General features: G+C 67.2%; 25 protein-coding genes. 7 read left to right on the top strand and 18 right to left on the bottom strand.

The window, feature by feature from the left end:
- Nucleotides 1–25: 25 nt before the first annotated feature.
- Nucleotides 26–1957, top strand: a complete 1932-nt coding sequence (locus AC3WMA_RS08895; protein ID WP_492285033.1) for a propionyl-CoA synthetase — start codon at nt 26–28, stop codon at nt 1955–1957.
- A 122-nt stretch (nt 1958–2079) separates the two neighbouring features.
- Here AC3WMA_RS08895 and AC3WMA_RS08890 read toward each other — a convergent pair whose 3' ends face one another.
- Both AC3WMA_RS08890 and AC3WMA_RS08885 read right to left on the bottom strand, forming a co-directional pair.
- Nucleotides 2080–2811 carry a DUF1013 domain-containing protein gene (locus tag AC3WMA_RS08890; protein WP_492285032.1) on the bottom strand — a complete coding sequence of 244 codons (732 nt, stop codon included), beginning with the start codon at nt 2809–2811 and terminating at the stop codon, nt 2080–2082.
- A 191-nt stretch (nt 2812–3002) separates the two neighbouring features.
- Nucleotides 3003–4001: an NAD(P)H-quinone oxidoreductase gene (locus AC3WMA_RS08885; RefSeq protein WP_492285031.1), complete on the bottom strand. Its 999-nt coding sequence runs from the start codon at nt 3999–4001 to the stop codon at nt 3003–3005.
- Between the two features lie 91 nt (nt 4002–4092).
- Here AC3WMA_RS08885 and AC3WMA_RS08880 point away from each other — a divergent pair, with 91 nt between their 5' ends.
- Both AC3WMA_RS08880 and rcdA read left to right on the top strand, forming a co-directional pair.
- Nucleotides 4093–4293 (top strand): DUF1192 domain-containing protein, encoded by a 201-nt coding sequence (locus AC3WMA_RS08880; protein ID WP_492285030.1) that lies wholly within the window; start codon nt 4093–4095, stop codon nt 4291–4293.
- A 360-nt stretch (nt 4294–4653) separates the two neighbouring features.
- Nucleotides 4654–5184, top strand: a complete 531-nt coding sequence (rcdA, locus tag AC3WMA_RS08875) for a protease adaptor protein RcdA (protein WP_492285029.1) — start codon at nt 4654–4656, stop codon at nt 5182–5184.
- 121 nt (nt 5185–5305) lie between these two features.
- Here rcdA and rpmE read toward each other — a convergent pair whose 3' ends face one another.
- Entirely contained in the window at nt 5306–5542 is a 237-nt protein-coding gene (gene rpmE / locus AC3WMA_RS08870) for a 50S ribosomal protein L31 (RefSeq protein ID WP_199091846.1), read from the bottom strand.
- A 267-nt stretch (nt 5543–5809) separates the two neighbouring features.
- On the opposite strand from rpmE, the gene AC3WMA_RS08865 reads away from it, so the two are divergent.
- A complete protein-coding gene (locus tag AC3WMA_RS08865) occupies nt 5810–7588 on the top strand; it encodes an ABC transporter transmembrane domain-containing protein (protein WP_492285028.1) in 1779 nt (592 codons plus the stop codon).
- On the opposite strand, the gene AC3WMA_RS08860 is transcribed toward AC3WMA_RS08865, so the two are convergent.
- The 7 genes from AC3WMA_RS08860 to AC3WMA_RS08830 form a co-directional block, all read right to left on the bottom strand.
- Entirely contained in the window at nt 7543–8550 is a 1008-nt protein-coding gene (locus AC3WMA_RS08860) for a hypothetical protein (protein WP_492285027.1), read from the bottom strand. The genes AC3WMA_RS08865 and AC3WMA_RS08860 overlap by 46 nt on opposite strands.
- A 21-nt stretch (nt 8551–8571) precedes the next feature.
- The gene (locus AC3WMA_RS08855) at nt 8572–9591 is read right to left on the bottom strand and encodes a peptidoglycan -binding protein (protein ID WP_492285026.1); all 1020 of its coding nucleotides are present in this window, start codon (nt 9589–9591) and stop codon (nt 8572–8574) included.
- Between the two features lie 29 nt (nt 9592–9620).
- Nucleotides 9621–10631, bottom strand: a complete 1011-nt coding sequence (locus tag AC3WMA_RS08850) for a flagellar motor protein MotA (protein ID WP_492285025.1) — start codon at nt 10629–10631, stop codon at nt 9621–9623.
- Nucleotides 10632–10730: 99 nt separating this feature from the next.
- Nucleotides 10731–11522, bottom strand: a complete 792-nt coding sequence (locus AC3WMA_RS08845) for an inositol monophosphatase family protein (RefSeq protein WP_492285024.1) — start codon at nt 11520–11522, stop codon at nt 10731–10733.
- A gap of 93 nt (nt 11523–11615) precedes the next feature.
- Nucleotides 11616–12533 carry a tetratricopeptide repeat protein gene (locus AC3WMA_RS08840; protein ID WP_492285023.1) on the bottom strand — a complete coding sequence of 306 codons (918 nt, stop codon included), beginning with the start codon at nt 12531–12533 and terminating at the stop codon, nt 11616–11618.
- Complete coding sequence (locus AC3WMA_RS08835) at nt 12530–13183, bottom strand: thiamine phosphate synthase (RefSeq protein ID WP_492285022.1); 654 nt, start codon at nt 13181–13183, stop codon at nt 12530–12532. Before AC3WMA_RS08835 ends, AC3WMA_RS08840 begins: the two co-directional genes overlap by 4 nt.
- A complete protein-coding gene (locus tag AC3WMA_RS08830) occupies nt 13180–14334 on the bottom strand; it encodes a benzoate/H(+) symporter BenE family transporter (RefSeq protein ID WP_492285021.1) in 1155 nt (384 codons plus the stop codon). Before AC3WMA_RS08830 ends, AC3WMA_RS08835 begins: the two co-directional genes overlap by 4 nt.
- Nucleotides 14335–14541: 207 nt before the next feature.
- Between AC3WMA_RS08830 and AC3WMA_RS08825 the strand changes: the two genes are divergently transcribed.
- Nucleotides 14542–16542 (top strand): PhoX family protein, encoded by a 2001-nt coding sequence (locus tag AC3WMA_RS08825; protein WP_492285020.1) that lies wholly within the window; start codon nt 14542–14544, stop codon nt 16540–16542.
- Between the two features lie 133 nt (nt 16543–16675).
- Here AC3WMA_RS08825 and fba read toward each other — a convergent pair whose 3' ends face one another.
- The 7 genes from fba to tkt form a co-directional block, all read right to left on the bottom strand.
- Nucleotides 16676–17758, bottom strand: a complete 1083-nt coding sequence (gene fba / locus AC3WMA_RS08820; protein WP_310091380.1) for a class II fructose-bisphosphate aldolase — start codon at nt 17756–17758, stop codon at nt 16676–16678.
- 91 nt (nt 17759–17849) lie between these two features.
- Nucleotides 17850–18107, bottom strand: coding sequence for a hypothetical protein (locus tag AC3WMA_RS08815; RefSeq protein WP_293806078.1), 258 nt, complete (start codon nt 18105–18107; stop codon nt 17850–17852).
- Between the two features lie 55 nt (nt 18108–18162).
- Nucleotides 18163–19356, bottom strand: a complete 1194-nt coding sequence (locus AC3WMA_RS08810; RefSeq protein ID WP_492285019.1) for a phosphoglycerate kinase — start codon at nt 19354–19356, stop codon at nt 18163–18165.
- Between the two features lie 9 nt (nt 19357–19365).
- Nucleotides 19366–19938 carry a putative glycolipid-binding domain-containing protein gene (locus AC3WMA_RS08805; protein ID WP_492285018.1) on the bottom strand — a complete coding sequence of 191 codons (573 nt, stop codon included), beginning with the start codon at nt 19936–19938 and terminating at the stop codon, nt 19366–19368.
- Nucleotides 19935–20387: a hypothetical protein gene (locus tag AC3WMA_RS08800; RefSeq protein ID WP_492285017.1), complete on the bottom strand. Its 453-nt coding sequence runs from the start codon at nt 20385–20387 to the stop codon at nt 19935–19937. The genes AC3WMA_RS08805 and AC3WMA_RS08800 overlap by 4 nt, the downstream gene beginning before the upstream one ends.
- Before the next feature lie 101 nt (nt 20388–20488).
- On the bottom strand, nt 20489–21499 hold the full coding sequence (gene gap / locus AC3WMA_RS08795; protein WP_492285016.1) for a type I glyceraldehyde-3-phosphate dehydrogenase: 1011 nt from the start codon (nt 21497–21499) through the stop codon (nt 20489–20491).
- A 126-nt stretch (nt 21500–21625) separates the two neighbouring features.
- The gene (gene tkt, locus AC3WMA_RS08790; RefSeq protein WP_492285015.1) at nt 21626–23623 is read right to left on the bottom strand and encodes a transketolase; all 1998 of its coding nucleotides are present in this window, start codon (nt 23621–23623) and stop codon (nt 21626–21628) included.
- Between the two features lie 346 nt (nt 23624–23969).
- Between tkt and AC3WMA_RS08785 the strand changes: the two genes are divergently transcribed.
- Nucleotides 23970–24281 carry a DUF4164 family protein gene (locus tag AC3WMA_RS08785; RefSeq protein ID WP_492285014.1) on the top strand — a complete coding sequence of 104 codons (312 nt, stop codon included), beginning with the start codon at nt 23970–23972 and terminating at the stop codon, nt 24279–24281.
- A gap of 18 nt (nt 24282–24299) precedes the next feature.
- Entirely contained in the window at nt 24300–24668 is a 369-nt protein-coding gene (locus AC3WMA_RS08780; protein WP_492285013.1) for a cell division protein ZapA, read from the top strand.
- A gap of 176 nt (nt 24669–24844) precedes the next feature.
- On the opposite strand, the gene pal is transcribed toward AC3WMA_RS08780, so the two are convergent.
- The gene (pal, locus tag AC3WMA_RS08775; protein WP_257731164.1) at nt 24845–25360 is read right to left on the bottom strand and encodes a peptidoglycan-associated lipoprotein Pal; all 516 of its coding nucleotides are present in this window, start codon (nt 25358–25360) and stop codon (nt 24845–24847) included.
- Between the last annotated feature and the right edge of the window lie 52 nt (nt 25361–25412).

The raw sequence follows: 25412 nt of genomic DNA, 5'->3' as shown, positions 1-25412 counted from the left end.
AACCCGGCGCAGAGGAACGCTTCCGATGAATGGCTCCCATGCGGCGCCCGCCCGCGCCGAAGGCTATCGCGAGACCTATGCCCGCTGGCAGGCCGATCCGGATGCCTATTGGCTCGACATGGCCAGGGCGATCGACTGGATCAAGCCGCCCGAGAGGGCTTTCGACCCGACTGCGGGCATCTATGGCCGCTGGTTTCCGGACGCGACCTGCAACACCTGCTTCAACGCGCTCGACCGGCATGTGCGCGACGGCCGGGGCGAGCAGGTCGCGCTGATCCATGACAGCCCGGTCACCGGCACGAAGGCGCGCTACACCTATGCTGAGATGCTGGAGGAGGTCGCGACGCTCGCTGCCGTGCTCGAAGACCTCGGTGTCGGCAAGGGCGACCGCGTCCTGATCTATATGCCGATGGTGCCGGAGGCGGCCTTCGCGATGCTGGCCTGTGCCCGGATCGGCGCGGTGCATTCGGTGGTGTTCGGCGGCTTCGCGGCCAAGGAGCTGGCGACGCGCATCGATGATGCCGAGCCCAAGGTCATCCTGACCGCGACCTGCGGTATCGAGCCGACGCGCGTGGTTGAATACAAGCCGCTGCTCGACGGTGCGATCGAGATGGCCCGGCACAAGCCGCAGGCCTGCGTGGTGCTGCAGCGGCCGCAAGTCGATGCCTCGATGCATGTCACCCGCGACAAGAACTGGCGCACGCTGGTGGCTGCTGCGAAGGCCGCGGGGCGCAAGGCGGAGTGCGTCGAGGTCGCCGCGACGGACCCGCTCTACATCCTCTACACCTCCGGCACGACCGGCCGGCCCAAGGGCGTGGTCCGCGACAATGGCGGGCACATGGTCGTGCTCAAGGCGACGATGGACCAGCTCTTCGATGTCGGGCCGGGCGAGGTGATGTTCTGCGCCTCCGATGTCGGCTGGGTCGTCGGGCACGGCTATATCGTCTATGCGCCACTGATCCAGGGCGCGACCAGCGTGCTCTACGAGGGCAAGCCGGTCGGCACGCCCGATCCCGGCGCTTTCTGGCGCGTGATCGCCGAACACGGCGTCAAGGTGCTGTTCACGGCGCCGACCGCCTTCCGCGCGATCCGCAAGGAAGACCCCGAAGGCAAATATCTCGCCGGGCATGATCTCTCACGTTTCAGGGCGCTGTTCCTGGCTGGCGAGCGGGCTGATCCCGAGACGCTGAAATGGGCCGAGGCCATGCTCAAGGTCCCGGTGATCGACCATTGGTGGCAGACCGAGAGCGGTTCGCCGATCGTCGGCGATCCCCTGGGGCTGGGCTTGCTGCCGGTGAAGCATGGCTCGCCGACGGTGCCGCTGCCGGGTTGGGACGTGCAGTGCCTCGACGAGGGCGGCCGGCCGGTCGAGGCGGGCAAGATGGGCGCGATCGTGCTGAAGCTGCCCTTGCCGCCGGGCGCGCTGCCGACCCTGTGGAACGATGATGCGCGCTTCAGGGAGGCGTATCTCGCAACCTATCCGGGCTATTACAACACCTCGGATGCCGGCTTCATCGACGCGGACGGCTATGTCTTCATCATGGGCCGCACCGACGACATCATCAATGTCGCCGGTCACCGGCTCTCGACCGGCGGCATGGAGGAGGTGCTGGCGGCGCATCCGGCCGTGGCGGAATGCGCGGTCGTCGGCATCCGCGACGCGCTCAAGGGCGAGCAGCCCTGCGGCTTCGTGGTGCTGAAGGCCGGCGCGACGGTGACGCCCGAGCAGGTCGAGAAGGAGCTGGTCGCGCTGGTGCGTGAGCGCATCGGGCCGGTCGCTGCCTTCAAGCTGGCGCTGACGGTCGCGCGATTGCCGAAGACGCGCTCCGGCAAGATACTCAGGGCGACGATGAAGAAGATCGCCGATGGCGAGGACTACGCGGTGCCGGCGACGATCGAGGATATCGCGGTGCTCGGCGAGATCGGCACGGCGCTGAAGGGCAGGGGGATCGGGTAGGGCCCCCGATCGGGCCATCATTCTCGGGCGAAGCGAAGCTTCGACCCGAGAATCTCAGGACAGGAGAGCGCTGGTTTCCGAGATGCTCGGGTCAAGCCCGAGCATGACGGCTATGGAGAGCCTCAGCCCTCGTCGTCCTCGTCCTCGGCCGGGCGCTTGAGCTGCTTCAGCTTGGCGAAGACCGAGTCGACGTCGATCGCCGCTTCTTCCTCGCGCTTCGGCCGGCTCATGTCGGCGAAGGGCTGGCTCTCGTTGCGCACGGGCTCCGGAGCGATCGCTTCTTCCACCGTGAGCAGGGTCGAGCCGGCCTCGGCCAGCGCGGCCGGGCGGTCCTTGGAGGCACGGCCGACTTCGAAATCGAGATCGATCTGCGAGCACAGGCCGAGGCTGACCGGGTCGATCGGGGTGAGCTGCTGAGCGTTCCAGTGCGTCCGGTCGCGGATCTGCGCGATGGTCGACTTGGTCGTGCCGATCAGGCGGATGACCTGCGCGTCCTTGAGCTCGGGATGGTTGCGCAGCAGCCAGAGGATGGCGTTCGGACGATCCTGGCGCTTCGAGACCGGGGTGTAGCGCGGGCCCTTGGTGCGCTTGATCTCCGGCACCTTCACCTTGCGCTCGGCGAGCTTGAGGTGATGGTTCGGGTTCTTGGCGGCGCGCTCCAGCTCCTCGCGGGTGAGCTGGCCGGAGGTGATGGGGTCGAGACCCTTGATGCCGGCGGCGACTTCGCCGTCCGCGATGCCGCGCACCTCGAGCGGGTGAAGCTTGCAGAACTCGGCGATCTGCTCGAAGGTCAGCGAGGTGTTCTCGACCAGCCAGACCGCGGTGGCCTTGGGCATCAGCGGGGTTTGTGACACGGGGACGGTCTCCTCTTCGCCTTCGCGCCGCCGCTCGCAGGGGCTCATAAAGGCAGGGTCGCGGACAATAGCTCTCATGCGCCGACCGGCCTCCCCGGCCGGCCATCCAAATCATCGACGATGAGCAGGATGGCGCGCCTTATAGGCGAGGGCGGGGCAGGTGTCCATGAAAAGCGTGTGATTGCAGACGGTCACACCGTCAGAACGATCTTGCCGATATGGGTGCTCGACTCCATCAGGCGATGGGCCTCGGCCGCCTGCGCCAGCGGGAAGGTCGCGTGGATCAGCGGCTTGCAGCGCCCGGCCTCCAGCAGCGGCCAGACCTTGGCGTGCAATTCGGCGGCGATGGCGGCTTTCTCGGCTACCGTGCGCGGGCGCAGGGTCGAGCCGGTATGCGTCAGGCGCTTCAGCATCAGGCGGCTGAAATTGACGGTGGCCTTGGGCCCGTTGAGGAAGGCGATCTGGACGATGCGGCCCTGATCGGCGGCCAGCTCGTAGTTGCGGTCGATATAGTCGCCGCCGACCATGTCGAGGATCAGGTCGGGGCCGCGCCCGCCGGTCATGGCCTTGCCAGCCGCGACGAAATCCTCGGTGCGGTAGTTGATGGCGTGGTCGGCGCCGAGCTCGATGCAGGCGGCGCATTTGTCGTCGGAGCCGGCCGTCGCGATGACGGTCGCGCCGAAGGCCTTGGCCAGTTGGATCGCCGTGGTGCCGATGCCCGACGAGCCGCCATGGACGAGGAAGTTCTCGCCGGCTTGCAGGCGGCCGCGCTGGAAGACATTGGTCCAGACGGTGAAGAAGGTCTCAGGGATCGCGCCGGCCTCGGTCAGCGTCAGTCCCTTGGGGGCGGGCAGGGCGTTGGTCTCGTCGACCACCGCATATTCGGCATAGCCGCCGCCGGCGACGAGGGCGCAGACGGTTGATCCTACTGGAAAGCGGCTGGCGCCTTCGCCTTGCGCAACGACCGTGCCGGCGAATTCGAGGCCGGGAATATCGGAGGCGCCGGGCGGGGGATTGTAGCCGCCCTGCCGCTGCAGGACGTCGGGGCGGTTGACGCCGGCGGCGCCGATGGCGACGAGGATCTGGCCGGGGCCGGGCTTCGGCACCGGGCGCGTTTCCGGCCTGAGGACTTCGGGGCCGCCGGGCGCCGTCATGCCGATCGCCGTCATCGTCTCGGGAAGGGTGGTCATGCGTCTCGTCCTCGATTGGTGCGTCGCAGCGTGACTGCGGTCGAAACTTAGCTAGCGTGCCGCGCGCAGTTTGAGCAGATGCGAGGCCGCCATGTCGATATTCCCGGAGGACGACCGTCCCAAACCGAAGAGCGTACATGAGATCGGGCAGGACCTGTCGATGCTGTCGCTGGCCGAGATCGACGAGCGCATCGCCGCGCTCAAGGCCGAGATCGAACGCCTGACCGAGACGCGGGCGCGCAAGGATGCCTCACGCTCGGCGGCGGACGCGTTCTTCCGCAAGCCCGCCTGAAAAAGCGTCAAAAAGAAACGCCCGTTTACCGGGCGTTAATGATTCCAAAGTATGAATCGCATCATCCAGTTTGTCTGGATGTCGAGTGGCTCCTGCCCACTCTGTTTGACGCCTCCCTGTTGACCTTCGAGCCGCCTTTGGCGGCTCTTTTTTTGTCTCGCACGTTCCCTTGGACCGGCTGGTCTGATGCGCTCCTGTGGAGCCGCCTGCCTTGTTGTCGCCACAGCGGTTTAGCCTCGTTAAGGTTAACGGCACCTTACCGACGCCGGAAACCATGATCGGCGCTATCCTTGCGACATCGGTGACCATATCCGTGACGCGTTCCAGAGGCGCACGGGTTTGTGCCGATGGGAGACACCAATGAACGACGCCCAGTTGCTCGATCCGCAGACGGAAGAGGGCGCGATTTCCTTCGCACGGGGCTTCGTGCGCTCCGATGCCTTCATGCTGCTGTTTCGCGAGGGGATGGGGCTGGTCGAGCAGACGGCGAGCTATCTCGATGGGGACGGGCGCAAGGACGCCGCCGCGCTGCCGCGCGAGACCTCGCTGACCTATGCCACCGAAAGCATGCGCCTGACGACGCGGCTGATGCAGATCGCCTCCTGGCTCCTCGTGCAGCGGGCTGTGGCTGAAGGCGAACTCACCGCCGAGCAGGCCCGCACCGAGCATAACAAGGTCAAGATCGGCGACCCGATGGCGCCGCCGGCCGAGCATGTCGTTGCACAACTGCCGGAGCGGCTGCGCGACCTGATGGCGCATTCCTTCCGCCTGCAGGAGCGCATCCGCCATCTCGAAGGCCAGATGTCTGGCACGATGCGGGTCCGCGCCAGCGTCAACCCCGTGCTGAACCAGCTTGCCAGTCTCGAGGCGCGGCTCGGCTTCGGGCGCTGAACCTCTCAGATGCGCGGCGCCTGCGGGTGCCGCGACACGACCATGTCAAAATAAAAAACCCGGCCGCGAGGCCGGGTTTTTTGTTCGAGATCAATGACGGCGGCGCCGGAGCGCCGCAGCATCACTTCTTGCCGATGGCGCCGATGCCGCTGAAGCGCGAGTTGAAGCGCGAGACGCGACCGCCGCGATCCAGCATGTGCTGGGTGCCGCCGGTCCAGGCCGGGTGGGTCTTGGGGTCGATGTCAAGGTTCAGCGTGTCGCCTTCCTTGCCGTAGGTCGAGCGGGTGGCATATTCGGTGCCATCGGTCATGACGACCTTGATGGTGTGATAATCGGGGTGGATGCCGGCCTTGGCCATGACGAAATCCTCGGAGCTACAAAAACGGGCGCATCGACAAGCAGGCGAGCCTGCCCGGCCCGTCGAAAGAATTCGGATGAGCCTGTCGTGAAGTCGCGTGCACATATCGCAGCCAGCGCCTCAGCGCAAGCACAACACGTCCCCGTGGGCTCCCCTGCGGCGTTGCGTCGTTTGCCAATCCGGCCATGATCGGCTTCACGGAGGCAAGATTGAGATTGGTTGAAAGAGCGTGCGCGACGCGTGCGCGTGAAGCAGGAGTTCCGGTGCGTGGCCGAAGCTGACAAGAACGACAAGAAGGCCCGGCCCGATTTCCGCTCGCTCGCGACCTTCTGGCCTTATGCGCGGGCGCAGAAGCGCCGGATCGCGCTGGCTCTCGTTGCCCTGATCATCGCGTCGCTGGCGACACTGGCGCTACCGCTGGCAGTCCGGCGCGTCATCGATGTCGGCTTTGCCGGCGGCGAGCGGCAGCTCGCTAACAGCTATTTCATCCTGCTGATCGGCGTCGTCGGCGTGCTGGCGCTCGCGAGCTCGGCGCGATTCTATCTGGTGATGACGGTGGGCGAGCGCATCGTCGCGTCGCTGCGCGCCGACGTCTTCCGCCACCTGACCCGGCTGGAACCGGCCTTCTTCGATTCGAGCCGGGCGGGCGACCTCGTCTCGCGGCTCACCGCCGATACCACGCAGATCAAGTCGACCTTCGCCTCGACCGCCTCGATCGCGCTGCGCAACGCCATCATGGCGCTGGGGGCGCTCGGGATGATGGTGGCGACGAGCCCGCGACTCTCGGCGATCGTCATCGGCGTCATCCCGCTGATCGTGATTCCGCTGGTCCTGTCCGGGCGCTCGGTCCGGCGGCGCTCGCGGGCGGCGCAGGACCGGCTTGCCGACGCTTCCGCGTTCGCGGCCGAGGCGGTTGGCGCCATCCGGACGATGCAGTCCTTCGGCGCCGCGCGTCAGACCTCGGCCCGGTTCGAGGCGGCCTCCGATGACGCTTACGGCGCCTCGCGGGAGGCGACGGCGTCGCGCGCGCTGCTCTCGGGCGTCGCGATCTTCCTGGTCAGCGCCAGCGTCGTCTGCGTGCTCTGGGTCGGGGCGACAGAGGTGTTCGATGGGCGGATGAGCGGCGGACGGCTGTCGCAGTTCATCCTCTACGCCGTGCTGGCGGCCAGCTCGCTCGGCCAGCTCTCAGAAGTCTATGGCGATATCAGCGCCGCCGCAGGCGCTTCCAGCCGGCTTGGCGAGATCCTGGCGCTGAAGCCCGCGATCGCCGCGCCACCACATCCCAAGCCCATGCCCGCGCCCTCGCTTGGGGAACTCGCCTTCGAGAACGTCTCGTTCAGCTATCCCGGCCGTGTCGGGCCGGCATTGTCGAGCCTGGACTTCTCGGTTCGCCCGGGCGAGCGGATCGCGCTCGTCGGCCCGTCCGGCGCCGGCAAGAGCACGGTGCTGCAACTGGCGCTGCGCTTCTACGATCCGCAGGACGGGCGCGTCGTCGTCGACGGTGTGGCCGGGCCTGAGGCCGATCCGGACGTCTGGCGCGAGCGTTTCGCGCTGGTGCCGCAGGAGCCGACGGTGTTCGGCGTCTCGGTGCGCGACAACATCGCCTATGGCCGCCCCGGCGCATCGCAGGAGGAGGTCGAGTCCGCGGCAAAGCTCGCGGCGGCCGACGAGTTCATTCGCGCCTTGCCCGAGGGTTACGAGACGGTCGTCGGCGAGCGCGGCGTGACGCTCTCCGGCGGGCAGCGCCAGCGTCTCGCCATCGCGCGGGCGATCCTGAAGGATGCGCCGATCCTGCTGCTGGACGAAGCCACCTCGGCGCTCGATTCCGAAAGCGAGCGGGCGGTGCAGGATGCGCTCGACCGGTTGATGCAGGGCCGGACCACGCTGGTGGTGGCGCATCGGCTGGCGACCATCCTCTCGGCCGATCGCATCCTCGTCATGGAGGATGGGCGCATCGTCGAGGAGGGCAGCCATGCCGAGCTCAAGGCGCGCGGCGGGCTCTATGCGCGGCTGGCGGCGCTGCAGTTCGGGCTGGAGACGGCGTAGGTTTCTCCCGCTTTTCTTGCCTGTCGAGAGGCTGAGAGGTGTGTGAGAATATCGCCCAGCGCCAAGCGATACCATTTGTCGTCATGGACGATGTGAAAGGTATCGCTCTTGCCGTCGACCCAATGCAGATGTTCGGGGCGCTTGCCCTCGACATCGAATTCCATGCGCCCAACAAGCTCGGAGCTTGGCGTTTCCCTTAACCGGAACACACCGATCTTGTACTGATTCTCGTCGTATCTTCCGATGTGCGCGAGCAAGCCGTCACCAACGGCAAGAGCGACCGCTCCGTTGTTCTCTGTCATCCACGATCTTGCGCTACGATCGGTCTCAAATCGCGTAATGCGCATGGAATCGTAGTGCTGAGCCCAGGCTACCCTTTCGGCGACATTCAACGCATAACAGCACCAGAAACTCATCCCGTCATCTTCATGCGGGATGGGGCCCGTCAGATCGTGATAAAGCGCTTCCGATCCATCAGCGGTAAAAAATGAGATGCCGCCGAGCTTGGCGCCGTCGGATCGATCCTCGTCGTCATGGCCGGCCCAGAACGACCCGTCCTCGCCGATTTGAAGGAAAGCGATTGCGCCGCCGCCATCGACCTGATGAATGATCTTACCTTCGTCGTTGTAGATGGTCGTGTCGCGAACATCTCCGGTGCCGATACCGCGACTGGTTCTCGCAACCACCCAGCCCCCTTGCGGCCTCATCGCAAAAGCGACCCAGGACGACTGGATGCGAAACCTCGGCAGGGGCGTCGCTTGGCCGGTCCGATCAAAAAGGACGATTAGCGCATCGCCACTCGGGTCGGGCACGACATGCCATTCGCCGTCCACTCTCTGCAACTGGCCCAAGGCATCGCTGTAGAGCGCTGCGAGCACGTTTCCAGAGACGATTGAAGTTTGAATGCGTGGCAGGCCGTCAAAAACGCTCGGCAGCTCAAAGCCATTTGTCAGGCTGATCATCTTGGTATCGCTTTGGCCGCCTCACCGCTCCGTGATCTTGAACTCGATGCGGCGGTTGCGGCGGTAGGCTTCGTCGTTATTGGCGACGTCGAGCGGTTGATATTCGCCGAAGCCGGTCGCGGCGACGCGGTCGGTCGGCAGGCCGCGCGAGATCAGGTACTCGACGACCGCGATGGCGCGAGCCGATGAGAGATACCAGTTCGACGGGAACTGGGCCGACTTGATCGGGCGGTTGTCGGTATGGCCATCGACGCGCAGGATCCAGGGCAGGTCCGGCGGCATCTCGTTGCCGAGATCGAGCAGGATGGTCGCGAGCTTGTCGAGCTCGCCCTTGCCCTCGGGCTTCAGCACGGCCTGGCCGGCATCGAAGAAGACCTCGGACTGGAAGACGAAGCGGTCGCCGACGACGCGGATGTCGGGCCGCGTGCCGAGCACCTGCCGCAAGCGGCCGAAGAAGTCCGAGCGATAACGCGCGAGTTCCTGCACGCGCTGGGCCAGCGCGACGTTGAGGCGCGAGCCGAGCTCGGAAATGCGGGCCTGCGAATCCTTGTCCTTGGCCTCGGAGGCGGCGAGCGCCTCTTCCAGCGCGGCAAGCTGGCGGCGCATGGCCTGGATCTGCTGGTTGACGAGATCGACGCTGGCCTGGGCCCGGGCGGAAAGCTGCTTCTCGGCGTCGAGCGCTCTCTGCGATTCGGCGAGCTGGGCACCGGCATTGCTGCCGGCTTGCGTGTCGATCAGGCCCTGCAGACGGGTGCGGTCGCCCTGCGTCTGCGCGAGCGTCGACTGCATGAGCTGGAGGCTTTCCTGCGCCTGCCGGTTGGAGGAACGCTCCAGGGCGAGCAGGTCGGTCAGCTCCGAGATCTGCTTGTTGAGCCGCTCCAGTGCCGTGTCCTTGCCGGTCAGTTCCTGCGACAGGAAGAACTGGCCGAGCACGAAGACGGTGAGCAGGAAGACGATGCCGATCAGCATCGTCGAGAGCGCATCGACGAAGCCGGGCCAGAAATTCGTTTCCTCGCGGCGATGGGCGCGGGAGAGGGCCATGGATCAGGCTCCTGCTCTGTCAGGCGCCATCATGGCTCGGTGACCTGGTCGGCAGTGAGGCGGTCGATCAGGCGTTTCAAGTCCTTCTCGCGCGCGGCCTGCGCCTCGACCCAGTCGCGGATCATCTGCTGCTCGGAGCGCATGTGCTGGACAAGGCCCTGGATGCCCTCGGCGAGATTGGAGAGGGCCTGGGTCGCGGCGCGGTTGTTGGAGGCGCCGTCGGCCATGGCGGCGCTGAGCTGCTCGAAGCGGTCGGCCAGCGGGTTGCCGGCACCCAGCAGAGCAGCCGGCGCCTCGGGCGTGCCGGTGCGGCTGCCCAACCAGCTCTCGACCTCGTTGCGGAAGCGGCGCTGCGCCTGCCCGACCTGCAAGTCGAGGAAGCCCAGGATCAGCGAGCCGGCGATGCCGAAGAGCGAGGACGAGAAGGACAGGCCCATGCCGGCGAGCGGGGCGGAGAGGCCGGCCTTCAATTCGTCGAAGAGCACGCCGGCTTCGGCGCCGGTGCGCAGCGACTTGATGACGCCGCCGACCGAGCCGACCGTGTCGAGCAGGCCCCAGAACGTACCGAGCAGGCCGAGGAAGACGAGCAGGCCGCCGAGATAGCGCAGGACTTCGCGGCCGTCGTCGAGCCTGACCGCGATCGATTCGAGCGTCGATGCCGCTTGAGCCGGGGCGAGCGTGCCGCGTTCCAGCGCCGGCAGCACGGTGCCCAGCGGAGCGATGACCTGGCCGCGGCGGACTTCGGCCGATGCGGGAGAGGCGGCGAGATTGGTCGCGGCGCGCGCCTCGCTATGGAGGCGCCAGAGTTCGCGCAGCGCGATCAGGCAGCCGACGAGCAGGGCGCCCAGGATGAGGCCGTTCAGCCCCGGGTTGGTCATGAAGGCGTCGACCAGCCCGCGCTGCAGGATGTAGCCGAGGAAGCCGATCAGGGCGAGGAAGAGGACCGCGCGGACGACGTAACGAAGCGGTCTGGAGAAGCGGACCTGCGCCCGCGTCGGTGCGGCCGTTGCCGGCTCGGCCGCAAAATCCTCAGTCGCCATGCGTCGTCTTCCGTTCGCCTCGGAGTGCGGGAAGGACTGTCGCCTCCCACGCCGCCGGGATCAAGCACGAAAGAGCAACAGTTTCGTGGCGCTTAGGTTTCAGGCTGCTGCGGTTTTCAGCGCGGCGCTCAGCGCGCGCTCGCCGGCCTCGTTGCCGCAGATGACGTCCTTGGCGCTCGTTATCGGCTTGCCGTCGAGCGTGCCGAAGGTGCCGCCCGCCTCACGGATCAGCACGGCGCCGGCCGCGAAATCCCAGGTGTTGAGGCCGCGCTCCCAATAGGCGTCCATGCGGCCGGCGGCGACATAGGCGATGTCGAGCGCGGCCGAGCCCATGCGGCGGACATTGGCGAAGCGCGGCATCACGGCCGCGAGCTCGCGCAGGAACTGGCCGTGGCCCCCTTTGCCGATATGCGGAATACCGGTGCCGATCAGCATGTCGGCGGGCTCGTTGCGGCCGGAGACGCGCAGGCGGCGGTTGTTGACGAAGGCGCCCTTGCCCTTCTCGGCCATGAACATCTCGTCCTTGGCAGCGTCGTAGATCACGCCGGCGATGAACTGGTTGTCGCGCTCCAGCGCGACCGAGATGTTCCAGTGCGGAATGCCGCGCAGGAAGTTGTGGGTGCCGTCGAGCGGGTCGATATGCCAGCGGTTGCTCTCGTCGGTGCCGTGGACGACGCCGCTCTCCTCCAGGACGAAGCCGTAGCCGGGACGTGCCTTCTCGAGGGACTCGCGCAGGATCTCCTCGGCCTTGTGATCGGCCTTGGAGACGAAATCGCCCGGGCCCTTGGCGAGCACCTGCAGGTTCTCGACCTCGCCGAAGTCGCGCTTCAGCGAGCGGGACGCCTTCATCACGGCGTCGGTCATAACGGTCATCAGGGGGGAACGGATCATCGGAAACCTCTTGCGCGCCGACGCGACGCGATGAGCCAGCGGCGCAAGCCTTGCGCCCGGCGAAAATTTAGCGAGCCGTCACTTGCGCGGGTCTTAGGGCGCCGTCAAGACGGCGCTGCTGATCCGGCTGGCGGCCATGCGGGCGGCGCGGGCCTGTTGCTCGGGCTTCAGGCGCTCGAACAGGTCGTCGAGCGCGGCGTCCTTGAGGCCCTGCGAGCGGGCGGCGAGATGCCAGGCGGCGGCCTCGATCGTGTCCGGCGCGATGCCGAGCCCGAACTGGTAGAGCTTGGCGAGGCGGTTCTGGGCGATCGGGTTGCCCTGCCAGGCGGCGCGCCGGAACAGGCTGGCCGCGGCGGCCTCGTTCTTCTCCATGCCGGTGCCGTTGAACAGCATGATGGCGTATTCGACCTCGCCGGGGACATTGCCCGCAGCGGCTGCCTGCTTCATCCAGCGGGCTGCGGCCTCTTCGCTGGCCGGCATGCCGCGCCCCTGCTTGGCGAGGACGCCGAGCGCATACATGGCATCGCCGACCTGTGCCTTCGCCGCGATCTCGAGGCTGGCGACGGCGCGCTTGTCCTCGGCCTCCTTGTTGGCCGCGAGCAGGGCGAGGGAGAGATTGTAGTTGGCGGCGGGGTGGCCGGCGGCGGCGGCCTTCTCCAGCAAGGCCCCGGCGCGTGCCGTATCGCGCTTGCCGCTCTTCTCGTCGAGAAGCTGGGTCGCGAGTGCGAAGGCGGCGTTGATGTCGCCGCGCGCCTCGGCCCGCTCATACCATTCCGTCGCGACCTTCTGGTCCGGCGGGACGCCGAGGCCCTGGCGATAGAGCTCGCCGAGAAGCGTCATCGCCGCGGCATCGTTGTTGTCGGCCTCGATGCGCTTCAGCGCCTCGGACAAGGCGCGGCGGTAATGGCCGGTCTGATAGGCGCCATAGGCCATGTCCGGCGCAGGCGCCGCCTCAACCGGAGCCGCGAGCAGGGCGCCGGCGAGCAGGACGAGCCCGGCCAGCCGTTTCATCGCGCCGCCTTCCGCGCCGCGCAGGCGGCGATCGCCTGGTTGGCCTGCTCGACCAGGGCACGGATATCCTGCCCTTCGTCGAAGGCCCAGGTGCCGAGCGCAACGAATTCCGCGCCGGTCTCGACCAGTGCGGGGATGGATTCGGGATCGGGCGCATAGGCGACACAGGGTGTCTCGAAGATCTCGGCCCACCAGCCGGCGCGTTCGACCACGGCTGCCAGCGGCGGCAGCGATCCATCCGGGCGGGGCTCGCCGAACATCACGTAGTCGACGCCGGCCTCGCCGGCATCCATGGCGTCATGGCGGGCGCGCAAGCCGCCGATGCCGATGATGCGCTCGCTCTTCAGGCTGGAGCGGGCCTCGGCAACCGCGGCCGGGCCGCCGGTGAGATGGACGCCGTCGGCGCCGCCGCGCGCGGCGACGAGCGCATTGTCCTCGACGACGAGCGCGACACTATTGGCCTGGACGGGGCCGGCGAGGCGCTTGACGCGCTCGATTCGGCTGCGGTCATCGCCGGGGGTGAGGCGCAGCAGCACGGCGGCGATATCGCCGCCGGCCATGGCCTGCATCAGGCGAAAGGCCATGGCCTCCGCGTCCGCGACGGGAGGGGTGACGAGCATCAGGCGAGTGGAGAATGATTGTGTGGTCATGATCGGCTGCGCAAACGGCCCGCAGCGAAGTCCAATGTCAAGACCGCAAGACCGGCAACGAGGCTCCAGAAGGCCGAGCCGATGCCGAAAAGCGAAAGGCTGGAGGCGGCGACGGCGAAGGTAACGACGGCGGCGAAGCGCTCCTTGTCGGAGGCCATGGCCTGCCCGAGCGCGCCTGTCAGCGAGCCGACGAGCCCCAGGCCCGCCACGGCGACGATCAGCGCCTTGGGCAGCGCCAGCAGCAGGGCGATCAGCAGGCCGGTGCAGGCGGCGACGACGAAATAGGCGAATCCATAGAGCACGCCCGCCTTCCAGCGCTGGGCCGGGTCGGGATGGGTATCGCCGCCGGTGCAGATCGAGGCCGATATCGCGGCCATGTTGGTCATGTGCGCGCCGAAAGGGGCGGTCAGGAGCGAGGTCAGGCCCGTCACGAATAGCGAGGGTGCGGTCGGCGGATTGTAGCCGGCGGCGCGCAGCACGGCGAAGCCCGGCAGGTTCTGGGCGGCCATGGTGACGAGATAGAGCGGGACGCCGATGCCGAGCATGGCGGGAATATCGAAGCGCGGCGTGACGAATTCGAGGCCGCTCAGCGTCATTGCTCCGGCAGGCCAATGGGCGAGGCCGCCGAGAAAGCTGATCGCGATGCCGGCCACCAGCGCGGCGATGACGCCGAGGAACGGGTTGAGCAGTCGCGCCACGAGGAAGACGGCGAGCAGCGGCAGCACGAGGCCAGGCGAGAGCCGCATCTCGTCGAAGACCGCGACGACGAAGCGGAAGATGACGCCGGCGAGCATGGCCGCCGCGACCGGCATCGGGATGCGCTCGATCAGCTTGCCGAGCGGGCGGAAGGCGGCCGTCAGCATCATCAGCACGGCGGCGACCAGGAAGGCGCCGACGGCAGAGGCCATGTCGAAGCCGGTCACGGCCGCGATCAGCGCCGCGCCCGGCGTCGACCAGGCGCAGATCATCGGCATGCGGTAGCGCCAGGACAGGAAGAGGCTGGAGGCGCCGGTGGCGAGGCAGAGCGCGGCGATCCAGGAAATGGTCTGGCCATGCGTGGCGCCCAGCGCCTGCGCGGCCTGCAGGATGACGGCGACGGAAGCGGCGAAGCCGACGAAGACCGCGACCAGGGCAGAGAAGACGATCGACATGGTGCGGGAAGCCGGCTGGAACGGAAGCAAGCCAGCGTTGAACCAGAAAACGCGGGACACGGAAAGGGTGGCGGGCGCGGGGCCGGGGGCAGCCTGGGGCGTGGAGCTTGCACGAAAATGGCCCGTCGGTGGACGGTGGTGTCATGCGGCTGTCAATGGCCGGGTCTAGCTGCGCATTATTCCAATCCGAAGCGACCGAGGCCGATCATGCGCGACGACGATCACGAATCCACCTTCGGCGCCAGCATGCTGGAGCATGAGGATGCCGAGCCACGGAATCCGACCGAAAACCCGACTATGGGCGAGTTGATCTCGCAGCGCTTCTCGCGGCGCGGGCTGCTCAAGGGCGCGCTCGCAGTTTCGGCGATCTCGGCGACGGTCGGCACGCTGGCGCTGGAGAGCGCCGCCGAAGCGCAGGCGCAAGGCGCGAAATCCGCCTTCGCCTTCAAGGAGGTCGAGGTCGGGGTCGATGCCGATCATCACGTCGCGGAGGGTTATGAGGCACAGGTGCTGCTGCGCTGGGGCGACCCGCTGACCGCCGGTGCGCCGGCCTTCGATCCGGCGAAGCAGAGCGCCGAGGCTCAGAGCAAGCAGTTCGGCTACAACAACGATTTCGTCGGCTATGTGCCGATGACGGGCGCGGCCGACCCGTCCGCGCATGGGCTGCTCTTCGTCAATCACGAATACACCAACCCGCACCTGATGTTCCCGGGCGTGGTCGAGATGAAGGACGGCAAGCCCGTCATGAAGAACGCGACGCCGGAGCGCTTCGCGATCGAGGCGATGGCGCATGGCGCAACGGTCGCGGAAATCCGCAAGACCGGCAGCCAATGGGCGCTGGTCAAGGATTCCAAATACAATCGCCGCATCACCGTGGCGACCGAGATGCAGCTCTCGGGGCCGGTCGCCGGCACCGAGCGCGTGCAGACCAAGGCCGATGCCAGCGGCCGCAAGGTGCTGGGCACGCTCAACAACTGCTCGGGCGCGCTGACACCCTGGGGCACCTTCGTCTCGGGCGAGGAGAACTTCCACGGCTATTTCTCCGGCAAGCTGCCGGACGGCCATCGCGAGGAGGCGAACTACAAGCGCCTTGCCGTGCCGTCCTCGCCTTACGCCTGGGGCCGCTTCGAGGAGCGCTTCGATCTCGCCAAGGAACCGAACGAGGCCAATCGCTTCGGCTGGGTGATCGAGGTCGACCCGTTCGATCCGAACTCGGTGCCGAAGAAGCGTACCGCGCTCGGCCGCTTCAAGCATGAGGGCGCCGATATGATTGTCGCCAAGGACGGGCGCGTGGTCGCCTATCTCGGCGACGACGAGCGCTTCGACTATGTCTACAAGTTCGTCACGGCCGGCCGCTTCGACCCGAACAACCGCGCCAGCAATCTCGACCTGCTCGATGCCGGCACGTTGTATGTCGCGAAATTCGCGGCGGACGGCACACATGAATGGCTGCCGCTGGTCTTCGGTCAGGGCCCGCTCACGGCGGCCAACGGCTTCCAGAGCCAGGCGGATGTGCTGATCGAGGCGCGCCGCACCGGTGACCTGCTCGGTGCGACCAAGATGGACCGGCCGGAGGACATCACGCCGAACCCGGTGACGGGGCGCGTCTATGTGATGCTGACCAACAATACGAGCCGCAAGGACGGCGAGGTCGACGCCGCCAATCCGCGCGCCAAGAACGCCTTCGGCCATATCATCGAGATCGCCGAGGCCGATGGCGATCACACGGCGACGAAAGGGCGCTGGGAAATCCTGCTGAAATGCGGCGACCCGTCGGTCGCTGAGGTCGGTGCGAGCTTCTCGACCGAGACGACGAAGAACGGCTGGTTCGGCATGCCCGACAATGCCGTAGTCGATTCCGCCGGGCGGCTCTGGGTTGCGACCGATGGCAACGGCATCGATGTGACCGGGCGCACGGACGGGCTCTGGGCCGTCGATACCGAGGGCGGCGCGCGCCGGACCTCGAAGCTGTTCTACCGCGTGCCGCATGGCGCGGAGCTGTGCGGGCCCTGCTTCACGCCGGACGACACCACCGCCTTCGTCGCCGTGCAGCATCCCGGCGATGACGGTCCGGACTGGCCCGAATTCGGCCGCCGGTCCTACTATGAGGATCTCTCGACCCGCTGGCCGGACTTCAAGCCGGACATGCCGGTGCGGCCCTCCGTGGTGGCGATCACCCGGAAGGGTGGAGGCAAGATCGGGGTGTGAGCGAAGCCGTCGTGGTCGGGCTTGACCCGACCATCTCTTGAAAATGGAAACGCCCGGCATTGCCGGGCGTTTTTACTGGCCGGCATGAGATTCTCGGGTCCGCGCGATGCGCGGCCCGAGAATGACGTCCCAATCAGGCCGCCTTCTTGGCGCCGAAGGTCGGGTCGAGCTCGCCCTTGGCGTAGCGCTTGGCCATATCGGCCAGCGTGATGACGCGCTTGATCTTCGAGGCCTGGCCGGCGGTATTGAACTCCTCAAGGCGCTGCTTGCAGAGCTTGGTCATCGCTTCCATGGCGGGCTTCAGGTACTTGCGCGGATCGAACTCGCCGGGGTTGTCCGACAGGATCTTGCGGATCTGGCCGGTCATCGCCATGCGGTTGTCGGTGTCGATGTTGATCTTGCGCACGCCGTGCTTGATGCCGCGCTGGATTTCCTCGACCGGCACGCCCCAGGTCTGGGGCATCTTGCCGCCATACTGGTTGATGATGTCCTGGAGGTCCTGCGGAACGCTGGACGAGCCGTGCATGACGAGATGCGTGTTCGGCAGCAGCTTGTGGATCGCCTCGATGACATGCATCGCCAGGATCGCGCCGTCGGGCTTGCGGGTGAACTTGTAGGCGCCATGCGAGGTGCCCATGGCGATGGCGAGCGCATCGACCTTGGTTTCGGCGACGAACTTCACGGCTTCGTCGGGATTGGTCAGGAGCTGATCGTGGCTGAGCTTGCCCTCGAAGCCGTGGCCGTCCTCCTTCTCGCCCTCGCCGGATTCAAGCGAGCCGAGCACGCCGAGCTCGCCCTCGACGGAGATGCCGCCGAGATGGGCCATGTCGGTGACGGTCTTGGTCACGCCGACATTGTAGTCCCAGTCGCCCGGGGTCTTGCCGTCGGCCTTGAGCGAGCCGTCCATCATCACCGAGGTGAAGCCGGCCTGGATCGCGGTCATGCAGGTCGCTGGCTCATTGCCATGGTCGAGATGCACGCAGACCGGGATATGCGGGTAGATCTCGGTGACCGCGTCCATCATGTGCTTCAGCATGATGTCGTTGGCGTAGGACCGGGCGCCGCGCGAGGCCTGGATGATGACGGGCGCGTCGGTCGCATCGGCCGCCGCCATGATCGCCAGCGCCTGCTCCATGTTGTTGATGTTGAAGGCGGGCACGCCGTAGTCATTCTCGGCGGCATGATCGAGCAACTGGCGAAGCGTGATACGGGCCACGATGGCACTCCCCTTTGGACAAACAGACAGAAGCCGGGTTTAGCGGCGAAAAGCGACGAAGGTAAAGCGAAAGCGGAATTCGCGCTTAAGATCAGCGCCCGCGGGCCTCGAGAGCGGCGACGCGCTCCTCGATCGCGGCGAGTTCCTCGGCGAAATTGCCGGTGACCGATTTCGCCATGACGAGCAGGCCGGCGGTGTCACGGCGCTGCTTGCGGACGAGGTCACCCATGGTGTCGAAGCGCTGCTCCAGATGCTCGAAGCGCGTATTCACCTCGGCCCTGAACGAAGACAGGTCCGCCTGAATCTTCTTCAGGATCTCGAACATCGCGCTCTGCACATTCTCGCTCATGAAGAGAACATAGCATAAACATGAACTGCCGCAAGGGCAGCCCATGTCGGCTGGATCAGCGCTTCCTGAGCGCCTCGACGCCCGGCAGGGCCTTGCCTTCCATCCATTCGAGGAAGGCGCCGCCCGCGGTCGAGACATAGGAGAGGTCGTCGGCGACGCCGGCATGGTTCATGGCCGCGACGGTGTCGCCGCCGCCGGCGACGGCGACGAGCCCACCAGCCTTGACGCGCTTGGCCGCGGCCTTCGCGACGGCGACCGTCGCGGTGTCGAAGGGCGGCAGTTCGAAGGCGCCGAAGGGGCCGTTCCAGACCAGCGTCTTGATCTTGTCCAGGCGCAGCACGACATCGGCGGCGCTGAGTGGGCCGGCATCGAGGATCATCTCGTCGGCTGCGACCTCGCCGACCGTTACGACGCGATGGCCGGGATGGGCCTTGAACTCGCGGGCGACCAGCGCATCGACCGGCAGGACGATCTCGCAGCCGGCGGCCTTGGCCTTCTCCTCGATCTCGCGGGCGGTGCCGACGAGGTCATGCTCGCAGAGCGACTTGCCGACATCGACGCCGCGCGCCGCCAGGAAGGTGTTGGCCATGCCGCCACCGATGACGAGCACGTCGACCTTCTTCACGAGATTGCCGAGCAATTCGAGCTTGGTCGAGACCTTGGCGCCGCCGACGATCGCCATGACAGGGCGGGCGGGGTTGTCGAGACCGGCGGAAAGAGCTTCGAGCTCCGCCTGCATGGTGCGCCCGGCATAGGCCGGCAGAACATGGGCGAGGCCCTCGGTCGAGGCGTGCGCGCGGTGCGCGGCCGAGAAGGCGTCGTTGACATAGAGATCGCCATTGGCGGCGAGCGCCCGCACGAATTCGGGGTCGTTCTTCTCGTCGCCGGCGTGGAAGCGGGTGTTCTCCAGCAGCAGCACGTCGCCGTTCTTCGCGGCGGTCAGCGCCTTGGCGACGTCATCGCCGATGCAGTCGTCGACGAAGGTGACGGGGCGGCCGAGCGCCTCTGTCAGAGCCGGCACGACCTGACGCAGGCTGTTCTTGTCGTCGCGGCCCTTCGGGCGGCCGAAATGCGCGAGCAGCACGACCTTGCCGCCCTTGTCGGCGATCTCGCGAATTGTCGGCAGGATACGGTCGATGCGGGTGGTGTCGCTGACCTTGCCATCCTCCATGGGAACGTTGAGGTCGACGCGGACAAGCACGCGCTTAGCCGAGAGATCGGCGTCATCGAGGGTGCGGAAGGCAGTCATCGGGCTCTCTTATCGGATGCGTTCGAACAGGCTGGGATAATCGACGACGAGGCCGTCCTCGTCGACAGGCAATTCGGCCTCGAAGCTGCCATCGGCCGCCTGGTAGCGGAACAGGCGCGGAGCGAGGCAGGTATAGGTCTGCCGGTCGATGGTCGGCACGAAATCGTCGAAGGGGATGTAGAGCATCGCGAAGCTGCGGCTCTGGCCGATCTCCCAGCGCTCCCGCCGGATCGGCAGGGTGTTGGTGAAAGGCGAGCCCTGCAGGTCGATGTCGATGCAGTCGTCGAAAGCGGGAAGCCGCGTGCCGGCGGCGTCATGCCAGCGGCCGGCGCGACGCTCCATCGCGAGGCGGCGGCCATCGGTCGTCGCGATGGCGAAGCTGGTGACCGTGAAATCCGCCGTGCAGTCGATGCGATAGGACACGCCATACGGCGGTTCGCCGCGCTCGCCGATGACCACGGCCTCGGCACGGATGCCGGATTGCGTGGTCGCCAGCGTCAGATGCTCCAGTCCGACGCCCTCGACCGGTCGCCAGCGCAGGCTGCGCGGCACGGCGAGGAGGGCGACGTCCCGAAAGCTCATCGGGCGAGCAGGCCTCCGAACAGGCCGGGCACGCCGAATTTCAGCACGAGGATGGTGAGGATCACGGTCAGCACGGCCGTGATGATCGCCGTCATGAACAGCGTGCCGGCGCGCGGCGTCGCATCGACGCGGTTGCGCAAAGCGGTAATCTCGCCGCGGATCGAGGCGAAATCCATGGTGCCGGCAGCGGCGTCGACCTTGTGGGCGCTCCGCTCCAGCGAGGCTTCCGCGCGGGTCAGCACGGCCTCGTAGCGGGCGAACTTCTCCTCGATGCGCGCCGCCTTCTCCTCGATGCGGGAGAGCTGGTCGAGCTTGCGCGGATCGGTGACAGGCGCCGCGGCCTCGGCGGCTGGCGTCGTCGCCACGAGCGTGGGGCCGAAGGCGGGGGGCGGCGTCGTAACGGGCTCGGTGTTTGCCGGGGTCACGACGGTCGGCTCGATCTTGGCCATGGGCGCTCCGTAACTGGGAGATGTCGGGCGAGGCCGCGCTTTGGCAGCGCGGCCTCGCATTCATGTGTCATGCCCTCAGAGAAGGGCAGAAAGGTGATGGCTCAGAGCAGGGCGCCCATGGCGACGGCGGTGTCGCTCATGCGGTTCGAGAAGCCCCACTCGTTGTCGTACCAGGACAGGACGCGCACGAACTTGTCGTCCATGACCTTGGTCTGGTCGAGGGCGAAGGTCGAGGACGCCGGATCGTGGTTGAAGTCGATCGAGACGTTCGGCTGGTCGGTGACGGCGAGGATGCCTTTGAGCGGGCCGCGCTTCGAAGCCTTGATGATGGCCTCGTTGACCTTCTCGACCGTGGTCTTGCGCTTGGCGATGAACTTGAAATCGACGACCGAGACGTTCGGCGTGGGAACGCGGATCGAGGTGCCGTCGAGGCGGCCCTTCAGATCGGGGATGACGAGGCCGATCGCCTTGGCGGCGCCGGTCGAGGTCGGGATCATCGAGAGCGCAGCGGCGCGGCCGCGATAGAGATCCTTGTGCATCGTATCCAGCGTCGGCTGGTCGCCGGTATAGGCATGGATCGTGGTCATGAAGCCCTTGTCGATGCCCACGGTGTCGTGGAGCACGCGCACGACCGGCGCGAGGCAGTTCGTGGTGCACGACGCGTTCGAGACGACGAGGTGGTCCTTGGTCAGCTCGTGATGGTTGACGCCGAAGACGACGGTGAGGTCGGCGCCGTCACAGGGGGCCGAGACCAGCACGCGCTTGGCGCCGGCCGCGAGATGGGCGGCAGCCTTGTCGCGGGTGGTGAAGATGCCGGTGCACTCGAAGGCGATATCGACGCCGAGCGCCTTGTGCGGCAGGTCCTTGGGATCGCGGATCGCGGTGACCTTGATCGGGCCGCGGCCCACATCGATCGTGTCGCCGGAGACGGTCACCGTGCCGGGGAAGCGGCCGTGGACGGAGTCGAAGCGGAAGAGATGGGCGTTGGTCTCGACCGGGCCGAGATCGTTGATCGCCACGACCTCGATGTCCTTGCGCTTCGACTCGATGATCGCGCGCAGAACGTTGCGCCCGATGCGGCCGAAGCCGTTGATCGCCACCTTGACCGTCATGTCTTCCTCTCCTTCGCCGAGCGTCCGGCGTAAGCCGTCGCTATCCACGCGGGCAATTCGGCCAAAGAATGGCCGAACGCAAGATGTCTTTCGGGAAAATCAGCCCTGCCTGCGGCAAATAGGCCGTCAGGCGTTGTGCTTCTTCATCGCGGCGTCGGCGATCGCCTCCGCCGTGATGCCGAAATGCTTGTAGACCTCCTTGTAGGGGCCGCTGGCCCCGAAGGAGTTCATGCCGATGAAGGTTCCGTCATGGCCGATGACGGCATCCCAGCCGAAGCGCACGCCGGCCTCGACGGCGATCTTGACCGGAGCCGAACCAATGACCGAGGCCTGAGTGGCCTCGTCCTGCTCAAGGAAAAGCTCGAGCGACGGCACCGAGACGACGCGGGCGCGGACGCCCTTCTCGGCCAAGAGCTTGCGCGCGGCGACGGCGAGCTCGACCTCGGAGCCCGAGGCGAAGAGCGAGACCTGGGCCTTGCCGCCCTCGGCCGCCAGCAGTTCGTAGGCGCCGGTGGCCGAGCGGTTCTTGGCGGTGGCGTCGGTGCGCAGCTGCGGCAGGTTCTGGCGCGAGAGCGCGAGGACCGTCGGGCCGTCGGTGCGCTCCAGCGCGGCCTGCCAGGCCTCGGCGGTCTCGATCGTGTCGGCCGGGCGGAAGACGCGCATGTTCGGCATGGCGCGCAAGCTTGCGACCTGCTCGACCGGCTGATGGGTCGGGCCGTCCTCGCCGAGGCCGATCGAGTCATGGGTCATGACATACACGACCGGCAGGCTCATCAGCGCGGCCAAGCGCATTGAGGGGCGGGCATAGTCTGCGAAGACCAGGAAGGTGCCGCCGCCGGTGCGGAAGCCGCCATGCAGCGTGATGCCGTTCATCGCGGCAGCCATGCCGTGCTCGCGGATGCCGTAGCGGACATAGCGGCCCTTCGGGGTCTTCGGGGTGAAGTCCTCGGCAGCCTTGGTGCGGGTGTTGTTCGACGGGGTCAGGTCGGCCGAGCCCATCACCAGCTCGGGCATGATCGGGGTGATGGCTTCGAGAGCCAGCTCCGAGGCCTTGCGGGTGGCGACAGCCTGCGGCGCGGCGATCAGCGCCTTCTTATGGGCGAGGATCGCCTTTTCGAGCTTGGCCGGGACGGCAAGGGCCAAGCGGCGGTCGAACTCGCCGCGCTTGCGCTCGGAGAGGGTGGCGAAGCGCTCGCTCCAATCCTTGTGGGCGGCGGCGCCGGCCGCACCGAAGCCGCGCCACGCCTTGAGCACATCGGCCGCGACCTCGAAGGCGCCGCCGGTGATGCCGAGCTTCTGCTTGGCGGCGGCGAGCTCCTCGGCGCCGAGCGGCTCGCCATGCGCCTTGGAGGTGCCGGCCTTCTTCGGCGCGCCGAAGCCGATCACGGTCTTGCAGGCGATCATGGTCGGCTTGTTCGACTTCCGGGCGCGGTTGATCGCGGCCTCGATCGCCTCGGGATCATGGCCGTCGACGCGCTCGGAGCGCCAGCCGCAGGCCTTGAAGCGCGCGACCTGGTCGACATTGTCGGTGATCGAGAGCGGGCCGTCGATCGAGATGCCGTTATCGTCCCAGAGCACGATCAGCTTGTTGAGCTTCTGGTGGCCGGCAAGCGCGATCGCCTCCTGGCTGATGCCCTCCATCAGGTCGCCGTCGGACGCCAGCACATAGGTGTGGTGGTCGACGACCTTCTTGCCGAACTCGGCGGCGAGCATGCGCTCGGCCATCGCCATGCCGACGGCGGTGGCCAGCCCCTGGCCGAGCGGGCCGGTGGTGGTCTCAACGCCCGAGGTCATGAAGTTCTCGGGGTGGCCGGGAGTCTTCGACTCGAGCTGGCGGAAGGCCTTGAGGTCGTCGAGCTGCATGCCGGGCGCGCCGGTGAGATAGAGCAGGGCGTAGAGCAGCATCGAGCCGTGGCCGGCGGAGAGTACGAAGCGGTCGCGGTCCGGCCAGCGCGGGTCGGCGGCGTCATACTTCATCACGCGGGTAAACAGCACGGCGGCGATGTCGGCGGCGCCCATCGGCAGGCCGGGATGGCCGGACTTGGCCTTCTCGACGCCGTCCATCGCCAGGCCGCGGATGGCGTTGGCGAGCTTGTCGTGCTGGGCGCGATCGATGGTGGTCATGATGATCTCACAGGGCTCCGTCTGGCGGGCGGGAGGACCGGGCCGGCCTGCGCGACAGCGGGCCGGCGAGGGGGGAAGGCAGTCTTGCCGCCGCTTGCGGCAGGCTTGGAAAGGACGGGGTGGATTAGGCCCGGCCCTCCCTGCGAGTCAATTCGCCAAACCCTGCTTTCGGGGTCGCAGGCAACGCTTTTGGTCGGTTTTCCGCAGGCGGCGCCTCAGCTGCTTCGGGCAAGCCGTTGCGAGGACGTGTTTGCAAGCTGTGAGATCGATTCCTGTTTTCCGGCGCTTTGCTGTAAATTGTGGCACGAATCGTGTGAGCCGGCTTCGATCTGAAAGGAGAGCGACGGTGGCGAGCCTGATGCTGGACAATGCCTTGGCCCGTCTCGATACGGCGCTCGGGCAGCTGGAGGCGGCGGCGCGGCGGCGGGTCGAGGCTGAGCGTGGACGTGGCAATCTCGAAACCGAACTCGCCCTGATGCAGGACGACCGGGCGCGGCTGGCGGCCGAGCTCGACGGCGCGATGTCGCGCCTCGGGCAGGTCGAGACGGCCGCGGCCGATGTCGACCAGCGGCTGGAGCGGGCGATGAACGTCGTCGGCGCGGTGATCGCGCGGGTCGAGGCGCAGCAGCCGCCGGAGCCCGAGGCCACTCAAAGCTAAAGCGGAACTGGAGACCGAATGCCGCAAGTCAACGTCATGATTTCCGGGAAGGCCTACCGCATGGCCTGCGGAGAGGGCGAGGAGGCCCATCTCGAAGGGCTCGCCCGGTTCTATGACGAGAAGATCGGCGAGATGCGGCAGGCCTTCGGCGAGATCGGCGACATGCGGCTGCACGTCATGGCGGCGCTGATGGTGGCCGACGAGGTCCATGAACTGAAGCAGCGACTGGCCAAGCTGGAAGCCGATCTCGCGGCGACGCAGGGCGATGCCGGCGCTGCCGACGAGCGCCTCAGCGAGGTCGAGGACCGGGCGGCGGAAGCGCTGGTCGCTGCGGCCGAGCGCATCGAGGGCGTGGCGCGGAGCCTGATCCCGACCGCGGTGGGGTGATAGAGACGAGCGTCATGCTCGGGCTTGACCCGAGCATCTCGTGAAGAAGAGGCGCCTCATCCTGCCGGAGATTCTCGGGTCTCCGCTTCGCTTCGCCCGAGAGTGACGGCTCCGGAAAAATGAAAAAGGCCCCGGATGCTTCCATCCGGGGCCTTTCTTTTGTCGTGATGCGCGGATCAGACGCCGGGGGCGCCACCGGCGCCGTCCAGCACCGTGACTGAGCGGCGGTTCTGCGACCAGCAGGAGATGTCGTTGCAGACCGCGACCGGGCGCTCCTTGCCGTAGGAGATGGTGCGCATGCGGTTGGCCTGGATGCCGCGCGAGGCGAGGTAGTCACGCACGGTCTGGGCGCGGCGGGCGCCGAGCGAATAGTTGTACTCGCGGGTGCCGCGCTCGTCGGCATGGCCTTCGACGGTGAAGCTGTAGCGCGGGTAGCGCTGCAGCCAGCCGGCCTGCTTGTCGAGGGTGGCGGTCGCGGTCGAGGTCAGGTCGGTCGAGTCGGTCTCGAAGAAGACGCGGTCGCCGACATTGACGACGAAGTCCTGCGCGCTGCCCGGGGTCGCGGCGCCGCCTGCCCCGAAGCCCGAGCCGTCGGCGTTCTGGTCCTTGGCGCAGGCGCCGAGCGCGAGCGTGGCGGCGATGGCGGCGGCGAAACGGACGGCACGGCCGCCGGAAACAAAAGTGGTCAACATGGCTGGACTCCGGGCAATCGAATGATGTGGCGGGGCACTTCGGGGAAGGCTT

The organism is Allobosea sp. FW305-C-101, assembly GCF_058783685.1.
Note: the sequence above shows the minus strand (reverse complement) of the source record. Positions and strands in the feature narration are given on the sequence as shown.